Annotated in this window: 15 protein-coding genes; 7 read left to right on the top strand and 8 right to left on the bottom strand. The window is 54.1% G+C overall.

Annotation, left to right across the window (positions count from 1 at the left end; translation table 11 throughout):
* Window positions 1-4 precede the first annotated feature (4 nt).
* Window positions 5-1,393 carry a phenylalanine transporter gene (gene pheP / locus AC791_RS07900; RefSeq protein WP_049839925.1) on the top strand — a complete coding sequence of 463 codons (1,389 nt, stop codon included), beginning with the start codon at window positions 5-7 and terminating at the stop codon, window positions 1,391-1,393.
* Window positions 1,394-1,439: 46 nt separating this feature from the next.
* Here the strand turns inward: pheP and AC791_RS07905 are convergent, their stop codons facing one another.
* Entirely contained in the window at window positions 1,440-2,285 is an 846-nt protein-coding gene (locus AC791_RS07905) for a sugar phosphate isomerase/epimerase family protein (RefSeq protein WP_049839926.1), read from the bottom strand.
* A 286-nt stretch (window positions 2,286-2,571) separates the two neighbouring features.
* On the opposite strand from AC791_RS07905, the gene AC791_RS07910 reads away from it, so the two are divergent.
* From AC791_RS07910 to AC791_RS07925, 4 genes are all read left to right on the top strand, one after another.
* A complete protein-coding gene (locus tag AC791_RS07910) occupies window positions 2,572-3,810 on the top strand; it encodes an MFS transporter (RefSeq protein ID WP_049839927.1) in 1,239 nt (412 codons plus the stop codon).
* A gap of 16 nt (window positions 3,811-3,826) precedes the next feature.
* Window positions 3,827-4,855 (top strand): sugar phosphate isomerase/epimerase family protein, encoded by a 1,029-nt coding sequence (locus tag AC791_RS07915; protein ID WP_049839928.1) that lies wholly within the window; start codon window positions 3,827-3,829, stop codon window positions 4,853-4,855.
* The gene (locus tag AC791_RS07920) at window positions 4,852-6,000 is read left to right on the top strand and encodes a Gfo/Idh/MocA family protein (RefSeq protein ID WP_049839929.1); all 1,149 of its coding nucleotides are present in this window, start codon (window positions 4,852-4,854) and stop codon (window positions 5,998-6,000) included. The genes AC791_RS07915 and AC791_RS07920 overlap by 4 nt, the downstream gene beginning before the upstream one ends.
* Window positions 6,001-6,078: 78 nt before the next feature.
* Window positions 6,079-7,059 carry a LacI family DNA-binding transcriptional regulator gene (locus AC791_RS07925; protein WP_049839930.1) on the top strand — a complete coding sequence of 327 codons (981 nt, stop codon included), beginning with the start codon at window positions 6,079-6,081 and terminating at the stop codon, window positions 7,057-7,059.
* Here AC791_RS07925 and AC791_RS07930 read toward each other — a convergent pair.
* From AC791_RS07930 to AC791_RS07950, 5 genes are all read right to left on the bottom strand, one after another.
* Entirely contained in the window at window positions 7,056-8,492 is a 1,437-nt protein-coding gene (locus AC791_RS07930) for a surface lipoprotein assembly modifier (protein ID WP_049839931.1), read from the bottom strand. The genes AC791_RS07925 and AC791_RS07930 overlap by 4 nt on opposite strands.
* Window positions 8,493-8,528: 36 nt before the next feature.
* Window positions 8,529-9,272 carry a Slam-dependent surface lipoprotein gene (locus AC791_RS07935; RefSeq protein WP_049839932.1) on the bottom strand — a complete coding sequence of 248 codons (744 nt, stop codon included), beginning with the start codon at window positions 9,270-9,272 and terminating at the stop codon, window positions 8,529-8,531.
* 410 nt (window positions 9,273-9,682) lie between these two features.
* A complete protein-coding gene (nfsB, locus tag AC791_RS07940) occupies window positions 9,683-10,336 on the bottom strand; it encodes an oxygen-insensitive NAD(P)H nitroreductase (RefSeq protein ID WP_049839933.1) in 654 nt (217 codons plus the stop codon).
* Window positions 10,337-10,439: 103 nt separating this feature from the next.
* Window positions 10,440-10,826, bottom strand: coding sequence for an MmcQ/YjbR family DNA-binding protein (locus tag AC791_RS07945; protein WP_049839934.1), 387 nt, complete (start codon window positions 10,824-10,826; stop codon window positions 10,440-10,442).
* Complete coding sequence (locus tag AC791_RS07950) at window positions 10,826-11,407, bottom strand: TetR/AcrR family transcriptional regulator (protein WP_049839935.1); 582 nt, start codon at window positions 11,405-11,407, stop codon at window positions 10,826-10,828. Before AC791_RS07950 ends, AC791_RS07945 begins: the two co-directional genes overlap by 1 nt.
* 185 nt (window positions 11,408-11,592) lie before the next feature.
* Between AC791_RS07950 and AC791_RS07955 the strand changes: the two genes are divergently transcribed.
* Entirely contained in the window at window positions 11,593-12,693 is a 1,101-nt protein-coding gene (locus AC791_RS07955) for an MBL fold metallo-hydrolase (RefSeq protein WP_049839936.1), read from the top strand.
* A gap of 31 nt (window positions 12,694-12,724) precedes the next feature.
* Entirely contained in the window at window positions 12,725-13,066 is a 342-nt protein-coding gene (locus AC791_RS07960) for a RamA family antibiotic efflux transcriptional regulator (RefSeq protein WP_049839937.1), read from the top strand.
* Between the two features lie 51 nt (window positions 13,067-13,117).
* Here AC791_RS07960 and AC791_RS07965 read toward each other — a convergent pair whose 3' ends face one another.
* Together AC791_RS07965 and AC791_RS07970 are read right to left on the bottom strand one after the other, a co-directional pair.
* On the bottom strand, window positions 13,118-13,366 hold the full coding sequence (locus AC791_RS07965) for a DUF1158 domain-containing protein (protein ID WP_049839938.1): 249 nt from the start codon (window positions 13,364-13,366) through the stop codon (window positions 13,118-13,120).
* 61 nt (window positions 13,367-13,427) lie between these two features.
* A complete protein-coding gene (locus AC791_RS07970) occupies window positions 13,428-14,546 on the bottom strand; it encodes a YbdK family carboxylate-amine ligase (protein ID WP_049839939.1) in 1,119 nt (372 codons plus the stop codon).
* Window positions 14,547-14,594 lie beyond the last annotated feature (48 nt).

Consider the following 14,594-nt stretch of genomic DNA (forward strand, 5'->3'; position numbering starts at 1 on the left):
TGACGTGAAAAACGCGTCACAGGCGTCCGCACATTCAGTGGATGCATCAGCACAAACGCATCCGACCTTACACCGCGGTTTACAAAACCGACACATTCAATTGATCGCCCTGGGCGGGGCAATCGGCACTGGCCTGTTCCTCGGCATCGGCCCGGCGATCCAGATGGCAGGGCCGGCCGTTGTACTTGGCTACGCTATCGCCGGTATCATCGCCTTCCTGATTATGCGCCAGCTAGGTGAAATGGTGGTTGAAGAACCGGTTTCCGGCTCTTTCGCCCATTTTGCCTATAAATACTGGGGACCGTTTGCCGGTTTTCTCTCCGGCTGGAACTACTGGGTGATGTTCGTGCTGGTTGGCATGGCAGAGCTGACGGCGGCCGGGATCTATATGCAGTACTGGCTACCGGATGTGCCGACGTGGATATGGGCCGCAGCCTTCTTTATTATTATCAATGCCATTAATCTGGTGAATGTCCGCCTTTATGGCGAAACAGAGTTTTGGTTTGCGCTAATCAAAGTGCTGGCCATTATCGGCATGATTGGCTTTGGCATCTGGATGCTGGTTTCCGGTCACGGCGGTGCACATGCCAACATCAATAACTTGTGGGTTCACGGCGGTTTTCTGGCGACCGGCTGGCACGGCCTGATCCTGTCGCTGGCAGTGATTATGTTCTCGTTCGGCGGTCTGGAGCTGATTGGTATTACCGCTGCCGAAGCGCGCGATCCTGAAAAATCGATCCCTAAAGCAGTGAACCAGGTGGTATACCGTATTTTGCTTTTCTATATCGGTTCGCTCATCGTCTTACTGGCGCTCTACCCGTGGACCGAAATCAGCTCCAGCAGCAGCCCGTTTGTGATGATATTCCACAATCTTGACAGTAATCTGGTGGCATCGGCGCTGAACATGGTGATTCTGGTGGCCTCGCTGTCGGTGTATAACAGCGGCGTATACTCTAACAGCCGGATGCTGTTCGGCCTGTCCGTGCAGGGCAATGCGCCGAAGTTCCTGACCCGTATCAGCCGTCGCGGCGTACCGATTAACTCGCTGTTGCTGTCGGGAGGGATCACTTCGCTGGTGGTTGTTATCAACTACCTGCTGCCAAAACAGGCTTTTGGCCTGCTGATGGCGCTGGTGGTGGCCACGCTGCTGCTGAACTGGATTATGATTTGTCTGGCGCATCTGAAGTTTCGTGCAGCCATGCGTCGTAAAGGGCGGCTGCCGAAATTTAAAGCGCTGTTGACCCCCGGCGGAAACTATCTGTGTATTGCTTTCCTGATAATGATCCTTGGGCTGATGTGTACGATGGATGAGATGCGTACTTCAGCCATCTTACTGCCGGTATGGATACTGGTGCTATTTGTCGCCTTTAAATGTCTGCGTCGTAAAGCCTGACATCACGCGTTTATCGGGCCTGCGACGCTATCCAGGCCCGGTATGCTCAATGCGGTAATTTCTCCAGCGCGGCCCGCAGATTTTTATGTGAAGTATCGATAATACTCCAGGCATCTTTCGGTTTATCGTGTTCAATAATAAACCACTTCACGCCGCTGGCTTTCGCCGCAGGTAAAATCGTCGCCCAGTCCAGTAGTCCTTCGCCCAACGGCGTAAAATTCATCTCATCATCGCGAATGCCGATGGCGGCATTGTCTTTGGCGTGAATCGCATAAACCCGGCCCGGGTACTGTTGCAGAATGCGCGCCGGATCCTGGCCTCCGCGTGATATCCATGCCGCATCCATTTCAAGCTTAAGATTTTCCGGGCGGGAGTGGTTAAACACGATTTCCAGCGCGGTCACGCCGTCATACTTTTTCATTTCGAAATTATGGTTGTGATACGCCAGCTGCATCCCGTCCTGGCGTAATTTCGCCCCCAGAGTATCCAGGCGCTGCGCAAAGTCTTTCCAGCCCTGCGCGCTGTCCGGGCGATCCTGCGGTTCGATCCACGGCACGACGATCGTGCTGTTACCTACGGCTTTATTGAACGCTACCGTCTGCTGATAGTGTTGCTCAAGGGCGCTGAGTTGTTCGTGAGACGAGGTCACCGTCAGATGGTTTTTTGCCAGCAGCGATTTCATCTCGTCAGCATCCAGCCCGTGATTGCCCACCAGTTCGACATGCTCAAAGCCCGCCTTACTGGCCATTGCAAATTGTTCCGCAGGCGTACCAACGTTGCGCAGAGTGTACATTTGCAGGGCAATTTCATCTTCAGTACTGGCAGGGGAGGGCTGGGCGGCAGACAGCGAAAATGCCGCAAACAGCGTGGCGGCTACAATCAATTTTTTCATGCTTATCAGGTTCCTTGTCAAAAGTAATCGATTACAAACTACCTGTGCCAGGTCATCGATTACAAATAGCCGATGAGTATTCTGTGATCGCTTCGACATATTTAGGCGAAGACCAGGTGGTGACGCCTTTTTCGCCACCAGGCGTATTTCTGCCGCAGGATCTTCCGACGATCTTATGATCGTGATCGCTCTCCCGTTTTCACTACAACATCCTCGATCTTTATTTGTAATCGATTACTTTCTACCTAAATGGCTTTTGTAATCGATTACTTTAGAGGGTAAGCAAATGTCTACAACAGGAATTAATGCCAACAGCGGGCCGCAGCATCGGTTGCTGGTCCCGCGTCTTTCTCTCATGATGTTTCTTCAGTTTTTCATTTGGGGGAGCTGGTCAGTCACGCTTGGGCTGGTGATGACCCAGTACAACATGTCGCTGCTGATTGGCGATGCGTTTTCTGCCGGGCCAATAGCCTCAATTCTCTCGCCGTTTGTGCTCGGAATGCTGGTGGATCGCTTTTTTGCTTCGCAAAAAGTGATGGCGGTTATGCATCTGCTGGGCGCCATTATCCTGTGGTTTGTGCCGCAGGCGCTGGTCGCTGAAAATGGCGCAATGCTGATTGGCCTGCTGTTTGGTTATACGCTGTGCTACATGCCCACGCTGGCGCTGACCAACAACATCGCGTTTCACAGTCTGAGCAATATTGATAAAACTTTTCCGGTAGTGCGCGTTTTCGGCACTATCGGCTGGATTATTGCCGGGATCTTTATCGGTGTAACCGGCATTTCAGATACCACCGGCATCTTTACCCTCGCGGCAATTTGTTCTGTGATACTGGCGCTGTACAGCCTGACCCTGCCGCATACCCCTGCACCGGCAAAAGGTTTGCCGATCCAGGTACGCGATCTGTTCTGCGCCGATGCGTTTGCACTGCTGAAAACCCGCCACTTTTTCATCTTCTCGCTGTGCGCCACGCTAATCTCCGTGCCGCTGGGCACCTACTACGCCTATACCGCCTCCTACCTGGCGGATGCGGGCGTAGCCGATGTCAGTACCGCGATGTCGTTTGGCCAGATGTCAGAAATTTTCTTCATGCTGGTGATCCCGCTGCTGTTCCGCCGTCTTGGGGTGAAATATATGCTGCTGATTGGGATGCTGGCGTGGTTCGTTCGTTATGCGATGTTCGCCCTCGGTGTCAGTGAGGAAGGGCGCGTGTTGCTGTACCTCGGCATTTTGCTGCACGGCGTTTGTTACGATTTCTTCTTTGTCGTTGGCTTTATCTATACCGACCGCGTGGCAGGGGAGAAGGTCAAAGGTCAGGCGCAAAGCATGATTGTCATGTTCACTTACGGTATTGGAATGCTGCTTGGATCGCAGATCTCCGGCGCGCTCTATAACCGCCTGGTTGCCGGGCAAACCGTGCCGCAGGCGTGGGTAACGTTCTGGTGGATCCCGGCGATTGCCGCCGCCGTTATCGCGCTGATTTTCCTGTTCTCTTTCCGCTATAACGAGAAAGAGTCTGCGTAATTGTCTGGAGGATTTTATGAGAACCATTAAGGGACCGGGTATTTTTTTAACGCAGTTTCTCGGTGCACAGCCGCCGTTTAACACCCTTGACGCGCTGGCAGGCTGGGCGGCAGGGTTAGGCTATAAAGCCCTGCAAATTCCCTGTCATAATAAAGCGATTTTCGATGTTCAGCAGGCGGCAGAAAGCCAGATCTACTGTGATGAGATAAGCGGCACCCTGGCAGAACACGGGCTGGTTATCAGCGAGCTTTCAACCCATCTTGAGGGGCAGCTGGTGGCGGTTCATCCGGCCTACGATGCGGCCTTTGACGGTTTCGCCCCGCCGCAGCTGCGCGGTGATCCCTCAGCCCGTCAGGCATGGGCGACAGAAACCCTGAAGCAGGCCGCCGCCGCCTCAGCACGTCTTGGACTGACGGCCCATGCGACCTTCTCCGGCGCGCTGGCCTGGCCGTACTTCTACCCGTGGCCGCCGCACAATGCGCAACTGCTGGATGAGGCGTTTGACGAGCTGGCAACACGCTGGCGGCCAATCCTTGACTGTTTTGACCAACATGGTGTGGACGTGTGTTACGAGATCCATCCCGGCGAAGACCTGCACGATGGCGTGACCTTCGAGCGTTTCCTGCACAAGGTCGATAACCATCCGCGCTGTAATATGCTCTACGATCCGAGTCACCTGCTGCTGCAACATATCGATTATCTGACATGGATCGATATTTACCACTCGCGCATCAAAGCCTTTCACGTCAAAGATGCAGAGTATCGGGCCAACGGGCGCAGCGGCACCTATGGCGGTTATCAGCCGTGGATCGACAGGGCCGGGCGCTTTCGCTCGCTGGGCGACGGCCAGGTCGATTTCAAAACCGTGTTTAGCAAGTTAACGCAGTATGACTACCCTGGCTGGGCGGTACTGGAATGGGAGTGCTGTCTGAAAGACGGCGAAACCGGCGCGCGCGAGGGCAGCCACTTTATCCGTCGCCATATCATCCCGGTTGCCAGCCATGCTTTTGACGATTTCGCGGCGGGTAATGAGGTACGTAAATGATCCAGGTCGGTATTATTGGCAGCGGCTTTATTGGCCCTGCTCATCTTGAAGCCCTGCGTCGGCTGGGCGATGTGGAGGTGGTGGCGCTGTGCGACCATTCCCTCGATATGGCGCAACGTAAGGCCCGGGAACTTCACGTGCCGCACGCATTTGGCAGCGTCGATGCACTGCTGGCGCATCCAGGCCTTGAGGTGGTGCATAACTGCACGCCGAATCATCTTCACGCCGCGATTAACCGGCAGATCCTGCGGGCAGGGAAACATGTGTTCTCTGAAAAGCCGCTGTGCATGACCGGTGAAGAAGCGCGTGAACTGGTGCAGCTGGCGGAACAGGCCGGCGTCGTTCACGGCGTCAGTTTTGTTTATCGTCAATTTGCGATGGTTCAGCAGGCCGCCAGTATGCGCCGGGCGGGAAGCCTTGGACGGCTTTTCTCCGCCCACGGCACCTATTTACAAGACTGGATGCTGCTGGAAACGGACTATAACTGGCGGGTTGATTCCGCGCAGGGCGGCGTATCCCGGGCCGTCGCGGATATTGGCTCCCACTGGTGCGATACTATCCAGTTTGTTACCGGCAGGCGGATCGTTGAGGTGATGGCCGATTTGTCTATTGTCTGGCCAACGCGCAAAGCGAACCAGGCCGGGGCAACCACCTTTGGTCACGGCGGGGACGAGGCGCATTATGAGGATCGCGCGGTTTCCACCGAGGATAGCGGTTCAGTACTGTTGCGCTTTGATGACGGGAGCAAAGGTTGTTTTCACGTGTCGCAGGTCAGCGCAGGACGCAAAAACCGGCTAAGCTTTGAGATTGACGGCAGCGAGCGTGCGCTGGCCTGGGATCAGGAAACGCCGCAGCGCCTGTGGATTGGCCATCGTGCACAGCCCAATCAGCTATTGAGTGACGATCCGGGTTTAATGAACCCGGATGTGGCGGGCAGCGCGCATTTCCCCGGCGGTCATATTGAAGGCTGGCCGGACGCCTTTAAAAACATGCTCCGGCAGTTTTATCAGGCGGTGCGCGACGGCAAAATGCCCGTCCACTCTGATGCATTCGCGTCCTTTTATGACGGTGCAAATGTGATGTACCTCATTGAGGCGATTGTGAAAAGCCACACAGAGCAACGCTGGGTCCGCGTCGGGCAGTAACACATTGCCCGGTTCGCCGGGCAACCATTTTGTGATAGCCTGCCACTCTTAACGCTAACCGCAGGATCTGCCGTCACTATGTCCATTCAAAAAATTGCCCGTCTCGCTGGCGTCTCGGTGGCGACGGTCTCACGCGTGCTGAATAACAGTGATACCGTTAAAGCCAAAAACCGTGAGCGCGTGCTGGCGGCCATTGCGGAAAGTAACTATCAGCCTAATTTGCTGGCACGGCAGTTACGCACCTCGCGCAGTTATATGATCCTGGTGATGGTTTCTAATATTGCTAACCCTTTTTGCGCCGCGGTGGTGAAAGGCATTGAAGAAGAGGCAGAGAAAAACGGCTATCGCATCCTGCTGTGTAACTCCGGCTCCGATCTTGAGCGTTCGCGCTCCGGGCTGAAGCTGCTCTCCGGTAAAATCGTTGACGGCATTATTACTATGGATGCCTTCTCGAAACTGCCCGAGCTGGCGGCGCTGATTGGCGAGGCACCCTGGGTGCAGTGCGCGGAGTATGCCGATAGCGGAGCGGTCTCCTGCGTGGGCATTAATGATGTAGATGCGGCCCAGCACGTGGTGTCGTGGCTGGCGGATAAAGGCCGACAGCGCATCGCACTGATCAACCACGATCTCAGCTATAAATACGCCCGCCTGCGTGAACGGGGTTATAAAAGTGTGGTACACACCCGTAATCTGCCTTTTCAGTCCATCGAATACGCCAGCGAGCTGAGTGCCGCTGCGGGTAAAGCGGCTGCCGAGAGATTACTGGCGGCAAACGAGCGTCCGGACGCTATTTTTGCGGTTTCCGATACTCTCGCTGCCGGTGCGATCCGGGCGATTGAGCAGGCCGGGCTTCGGGTGCCGGATGATATTTCAGTGGTCGGCTTCGATGGGACCGATCTGGCAGAGATGATCTCCCCGCAGCTCACCACCATTGAGCAACCTTCACATGACATCGGCCGCAAAGCCGTCGGGCTATTGCTGACCAAAATCGATAATCCTGACTCCCGCACCGAGCGGGTAATGATGGCGTGGCGTTTAACGCCGCGTGCCAGCGCCTAGAAGCGTTTATCCAGCGTTAAATAAATATTGCGCTGGGTATAGTCGTAGAAGTCGATATTGCTGTTCACTTTCTTATAAACGAAATTCAGTTTTGGCATTACCGACATAAAATGCAGATCGCGATGCCACAGTGACAGCATGCCGATCTGCTCATTATCCTGGCGGCGGACGCCAAAAATATCGTTGTCATCGTCGTAGTGACGTTTAGCGAGCGCGCCCATCAGCCCGGCGGAAATCCCCCACGGCAAATCGGCTTCCACTCCGCTGCGCAGGCTGTAACGCTGGTTAGTTTCACTGGCCGTTGAGGTATTTTGCCAGGCAATGTCACCGCCGAAAAACACCGACAGCCGCGCATTCACTACGTGTGACAGGGTAGTGGAGATATAACGATTATCGCCGGCTAAAAAATCATACTGCGCATTGTCGTAATGCAGTTTCTGATATTCCAGCGCCTGACTAATTTGCCATGAGGGCGAAAGTAAATAGCTGTACTCGGCGCGCATTCCCGGTCCGGAGGAATAGGCTTCGGTTCCGTACCAGCGTTTCTCATAAAACGGCAGCAGGGCGATCTGCTGACGAAAATCCTGCCAGCGATAACCGACATACAGGCGGCTGGTAATATCGTCGAAGCGATGATTATTCCAGTAGCTTTTACCGGTGATCGTGCCGAGAAAACGCAGAGAATGGCGGTCGTAGAGCGACACATCTTTTTGCAGCGCGCCGTTGAACCAGAAGCCTTCTCCGCGCTGCGGATACGCCTCTTTATTGCGAATAAACAGCTTATCGCCGATACGAATATATTTACCGGTCGAGGCATTATTGACGTTACTGTCATTGAGGTAGCTGACGCTAAGATTACCCGTCACGCGATCCTGGGATCGGACCTGCTTAAGATAGGTGTTAATCCGCTGCGCGACCTCCGGAGGCGGGTTAGTGGTATTCACCCGTTCGAAATTGTATTCCGCCGCATCAAATTGTCGGTCTTCATACAGCGCGCGTGCCAGGTCAAGACGCACGGCGGCAAAATCAGGATGGGTACTCAGGATCGCCCGATAGTGTTCAATCGCTTCGCCATAATGCCCTTCACTGCGTGCCAGTCCGGCTTTGGCATAGTGAATAAGAACCTCATCCGGTGCGGAGAGTCGCTCATACACCGGCAGCAGGCTTTTCACGACCGGCCAGGCTTCATCGCGTACCGCCTGATTAAGCAGAGCTGTTGTCAGTTCAGGCTGTGTTTCAAGCTGCTGATTTGATACCCGCAGCGTCTTTGCGGACACCTGCTCATCAGACGTCCTGGGGGTTAGCCTCTCGAAATGCGGCGCCGCCGGGATCAACATATTATCGGTGGGGGCCGCAAGGGCAAGCGCGGGCAGAAAAAGCGTGACAAACAGGGAACGCAGGCGCAGGGAAGACATACCGCAAATTACCATCATCAGGAAAACCGGCCAGGTCGCCTGGCCGGTAAAATATTATTGTTTTGTCGCGCCAAACGATGCGCTTTTGTGGGTATCAGCGAATTCTGCGATCCCGCCCAGCTCTTCAGCCGCCGGACCGTTAAAGTGACCGACGAAGGTACCGTTGTCGCCACCGGACTGCGCGTTACCGTTAAAGCCGCCGTCAACAATTTTACCCTGCATGGCAACCGCCGAACCAAACTCGTTATTGCCGGTAATATTGCCGTCAATCGTTTTGGCCGCAAAATCAACGTTGAAGCTGGCATCCGTGCGGACGCCGTCACGCATCCCGGAACCGACGTAAGTTGCGCTTCCCTGCGTCGGCACATTGGCCGCCGCCGTAGCTTCACCGCTATAGAACACGCCATGCTCGCCTTTTTCCTGCGAGGTCCAGCTACCAAACTGGGTGTAGCTCATCGGGCCGCAGCACCAGCTGGTGCTGGAAACCGGCGTGCCGTCAGTTTTGACTAAGCGCTCAGTCCAGGTGCCACCAAAGGTAATTCCGCTTCGGCGCATTTGATATTCAATACCATTCGGCGTGGTATAGGTCACGCCCGAGACGCTGCCCAGCGTGGCTTTACTTTCCGGCGGGGAAACCGGCTGCGCTGGTGCCGGCGTGTTGTCGGTCTCCGGCTGTGTCGGGGCCGTGGTTTCCGGCGCCGGGGCATTATTGTCATCATGATGACCGCCACCACCACCGCCACCGCAGGCAGCAAGGAATAACGCGGAGAGTAAAAGTGCAGGTTTAAGATGTGCCATAGTAAACATCCTGTTTCAGAGGTAATAGGCTAGTGAGGAATATATTTGCCGACATATTAAGACATATTTTTTTACACGTATTGTAGGAATAGTCCTGGATGGGCAGGGAGAGAAATTACGACTTAAAGTAAATCATGCCTTGTATTTATTTTAAAATATTGAATTTATTGCTTTTTTATTGGGAGGGTAAATATGGCGCGACGCTTTAGCCCTAATATTTGGTAGGGGGTGAAATATATTTCGCAGGACGTTGGGAAATGAATAAAGTGGGAGAGGGTCGTATGCCGGTAATATTGGCTACCGATAGCGTGAAGGCCTGATGGCGCTTCGCTTATCAGGCCTACAAAGAATACAAATTGCAGGCCTGATTAGGCGCAGCCGCCATCAGGCAGCCTCGCTGAGCGGCCGGATTAACACTCCGTCAGGGTAGTGCTTGCTGGCAGACGAGATTTTGGCAGTGCGGCGTTAAAATCGTCTGCGCTGTGCTGACCCACCGGCACAATCACCAGGCTGGTATAGCCCTGCTCGCTCAGACCAAATTCTTTATCAAGGACCGCCGCGTCAAAGCCTTCAATAGGCACCGCGTCCAGACCCATTGCCGCAACGCCCAGCAGGAAATTACCGACATTCAGATAGACCTGTTTAGCCATCCACTGATCGTCATCATTCAAATCCTTACGGTGCATATCGGCAAAGAATGTGCGGCCTTTATGATTAGCCGCTTTAGCGTCTGGCGTGGCAAAACGACCATCGGCATCTTCCTGATCGACAACGCGCTCCAGCCATGCGTCATCCATCGCCGTTTTGGCGCAGAAAACTACCACATGCGAGGCATCAAGGATCTTCCGCTCATTAAAGACATAACCCCCGGCGGCGGATTTAGCGACCCGCGCTTTACCTTCATCGGTGCTGGCAACAATAAAATGCCACGGCTGAGAGTTCGTGCTGGACGGGCTAAAACGCAGTAGCGTTTTCAGATTTTCAGCCTGTTCTGCGGTCAATTTTTTACTCGCATCGAATGCCTTAGTGGAATAACGTTTTAAGGCAACGGAAATAATATCCATAACAACTCCTGATGTATTAAATGCGTACCGTACAGGTACGTCCGATGGGCAGCAGAGTAGCGCCTCCCACAGGGGAAAATAAAGTGATGAAAATCGATAAGTGTTATCGTTTTGTGCGACAGCCCGTCGGGCGCAGGCGCTGCCGGTCTTTTTTCGCCAGCTTATCCACCACCAGATCCCAGGAATCCATCACCAGGTCGGTGACCAGCGCCGGGGTAATATCGTCACCCGCGTAAACCGAAATCCAGTGCTTCTTGTTCAGATGATAACCCGGCTCGATACTGCGATAAATTTGCTGATTAATCAGTGATTTTTGCGGATCGGATTTGACGCTGACCAGCGGTCTGCCGTGGGCGACGGCGGTCATCATAAAGATCCTACCGTTGACCTTGAACACGTCGTATTCCGGGCCAAACGGCCAGCAGTGTTCGGTAAAAGGCAATTCCAGAGCAATGCGATGGGCGCACTGTTTAATCGCCTCGCTGTCCATCAGCCATTCTCGCTGGACAGGGCGCGCCACATCGTTTCAAAGCCGATAGCTTTAAACTCGCTGGCGCGGGCGGGTTCGCGCATCGCAAACTCCATCGTGGTTTCGGCCAGCGCAAGAAAACAGGCATCGCCGAACGCATTAAACTCTTCTGATTTAAACACCGGCAGAATTGAGCTGCGACATAGCGTTTTCATCTCCGGGAACATCTCTTCAACCTGAAGTTTGGTCTCTTTAGTGATTTTCTCACTCACCGCCAGCTGGCGGACGGTACGGTTACCGAGCGGGTTTTGCACGCCCCAGTCGATATAATTATTCCAGATATAGTGGGTATTTTGCTTAGGATCGACCATCGCCGGATCGCGATTGGCCAGCATGGCCCGGCAGAGCTGCTGTTTGAGATGCAGATAAAGCGCATTAAGGAGATCGTCTTTAGTCGCGAAATAGCGGAACAGCGTGCCTTCTGCGACGCCTGCGCTCCGGGCAATCGTGGCGGTGGATGCGGTAATCCCCGACTGGGCAAATGCAATGGTCGCCGCCTCCAGTAATGCCTGTCTTTTATCTTCACTCTTCGGTCGAGCCACTGCACGTTACCTTTTGTCTGTAAAACCCTGATTGAAACATGCCCTTAGCGGCACTTCAACGGCGAATGTCAAAAAACGAAAAACGCCTTGACGATAGTCAGCCTCTTTCTATAATGAGTGCTTACTCACTCATAATCAAGTCTCCTATAGCGCTTCTACGGACAGAGTCTGCTTCAGGTCAGGATATGAAACGTCTAACAATAAGTGTGGTTGCCGTTATGTTGATTGCCTGCGCTGCAAGCGTACCGTTTATTTTTAATGCCGGATTTGGCCAGGCTCCCCAGGGCAAGGCGCTGACCGACGTCGAAAAATCGCCGCATTATCGTGATGGGGTTTTTCATAATCAGCTGCCGACCCCGGGATTTACCGGCGACAAAAATATGCTGGCCGCATGGTGGGAATTCCTGACCGCCCGGCGGGAAAATGCCCGACCGTCTCAGTCGCTGCCAAAGGTGAAAACCGATCTGGCGAGCATGCCGCGCGATCGGGAGGTTGCTGTCTGGCTGGGCCACTCCTCTTGGTATCTGCAACTCGGCGGTAAACGGATCCTGATTGATCCGGTCCTTGGCAACTACGCCGCGCCATTCTCGTTTTTAAATAAAGCCTTTGATGGGGATTTTCCGTGGACTGCGCAGAGTATGCCGGAGATTGACCTGCTGATCATTTCGCACGACCACTATGACCATCTTGACTACGCCACTATCAAGGCGCTGATGCCCAAAATTAAGCGGACCATTACGCCGCTGGGCGTCGGCTCGCACCTGCGCTACTGGGGGATGAACCCTGACATCATTACCGAAGCCGACTGGGATCGGGCAATTACTCTTGATGAACAGTTAACGATTCATGTTCTGCCCGCCCGCCACTTTTCCGGGCGCGGCCTGAAGCGTAATCAGACGTTGTGGGCGAGCTTTATGTTCGTCACTCCGGATCAAAAACTGTATTACAGCGGCGACAGCGGTTACGGTCCGCATTTTAAGGCCATCGGCGAGCAGTTTGGCGCGGTGGATCTGGCCATTATGGAAAACGGTCAGTACGACAACGACTGGAAATACATTCACATGATGCCAGAACAAACGGCGCAGGCGGCCGTTGACCTTAATGCCAGGGCCATTTTACCCAGCCATTCCGGGCGCTTTGTGCTGGCAAAACATACCTGGGATGACCCGTATAAGCGGCTGGCCCAGGCCAGTCAGCATAAACCCTACCGGTTATTAACGCCGCAGGCTGGCGAGCCGGTCAATATTCACGATCGTTTGCATCAGTTTAGTGCCTGGTGGGAATAACCCATCGTTACACTGGAGAGAGGGGAGCTATATGACGATTTCTGCTCAGGTTATCGATACCATCGTTGAATGGATAGATGACAATCTGCATCAGCCGCTGCGCATTGAAGAAATTGCCCGTCATTCTGGCTATTCGAAATGGCATTTGCAGCGTCTGTTTTTGCAATATAAAGGTGAGAGTCTCGGGCGCTATATCCGCGAGCGCAAGCTGCTGCTGGCCGCCCGCGATCTGCGTGATACTGACCAGCGGGTTTACGACATCTGCCTGAAATACGGTTATGAATCGCAGCAGACGTTTACCCGGGTGTTTACCCGCACTTTCAATCAGCCGCCGGGAGCCTATCGCCGCGAAAACCATAACAGTGTGCACTAAGGACGAGTAACGGCATATCCTCCTGCGCTTGCCGTATTCGACATCGCGGGCCTATTCTGCCAGTGAAAACCAGCGGCGCCAGATAAAGCGAATAATCAGATATTCGATAATGCCGAGCGCCAGAAACCACAGGCAAAATAACAGGGTATAGAGCTGGCTGAGATCCATCAGGTGGAACACGGCGATAAGCTTTTTCGCGAGGACCAGGCCGAGTGACGGCGCGGGCAGCAGCAGGCAGGACAGGAACGCCAGCAGCAAAATGCCGCCGGCGGTCATCAGGGTTTCAAGCGGATGTTTCATGGGCCGTTAATCTTCTGTTAAAAATCGTATGGCGCATTGTAAAGCCTGACCACCAGAGCGGCTAGCATGCAGCCCAGATTTCCGTGTGCTTTTGTACCAGCCCGATGAGCGATCCGCCATCGACAATAAAATCGCGCATCAACTGAACGTCGCTTCTGTCCGCCTTAAGCATCAGGGCGATGTTGTCCAGCGCGCTTCCGGCGTTCAGTTTATCGGCGTAGGGCATCAGCCGTGGAAGCAGGCGCGTGAGATCGTCGGCAATGGTGCATTGCTCACCGGTATGGACATCGGTTAGCACACCCTCCAGTCCGTAGCGACAGGCCTGAAAGCGATTAAATTTGTACAGCAGATAATCCCGCTCCTGATGCTTAAAGGGCCGTTCAGTCAGGATCCAGCTGGCCAGCGTCTGAATGAATCCGGCAGTATTAACCGCCTGTGCCAGGGTCAGCGGCGTATCCATCACCCGCACTTCCACCGTGCCAAATTGCGGGCTGGGGCGAATATCCCAGTGTAAGTCCTTAATGCTGTCGATGGTGGAGGTATAACTCAGGCGGCGAAAAAGCCCTTCGAAGTCCTGCCAGTTATTTACCCACGGCATTGGGCCGTTATCGGGAAACGCAGAAAAAATATTCAGCCGCGACGAGGCAAACTTACTGTCGGCGCCCTGAAGATAGGGCGAGGCGGCATTCAGGGCAATAAAATGCGGCACAAAACGCGACAGGCCGTGCAGCAGATAGAGAGCATCATCGCCGTTCTTGCAGCCGATATGCACATGCTGGCCAAATACCGTCGCCTGCCGGGTCAAGTATCCGTAGTATTCCAGCGTCTGTTTATAACGCTCGCTTTTGCTGACTTCCTGGCGCTGCCACGTCTGGAAGGGATGCGTCCCGCCGCCGCATATGTTCAGGTGATGTTTCCCGGCAGCGTGCAGGATGCTGTGCTGGATGGCGGAAAGCTCGCTCGCCGCCTGATCAATATCCCGGCACACGCCGGTTGCAACTTCCAGCATACTTTCGGTGATATCGTGTTTTACCTCTCCGGCTTTCACGTCGGCCTGCACCGCATCAATCAGCGTTGAGGAGTCCTGACTGAGATCGTAACCCGGCGGGTTAACCACCTGTAGCTCCAGCTCGATACCCAGGGTTAAGGGATCGGAGGTATGAAAATCGGGCAGGGACATAACTGGCCTCCTCGCATTATGTTTATGATAAGTATAGAAGCGAGTGGC

It is taken from the genome of Klebsiella sp. RIT-PI-d (assembly GCF_001187865.1).
Classification (GTDB): domain Bacteria; phylum Pseudomonadota; class Gammaproteobacteria; order Enterobacterales; family Enterobacteriaceae; genus Superficieibacter.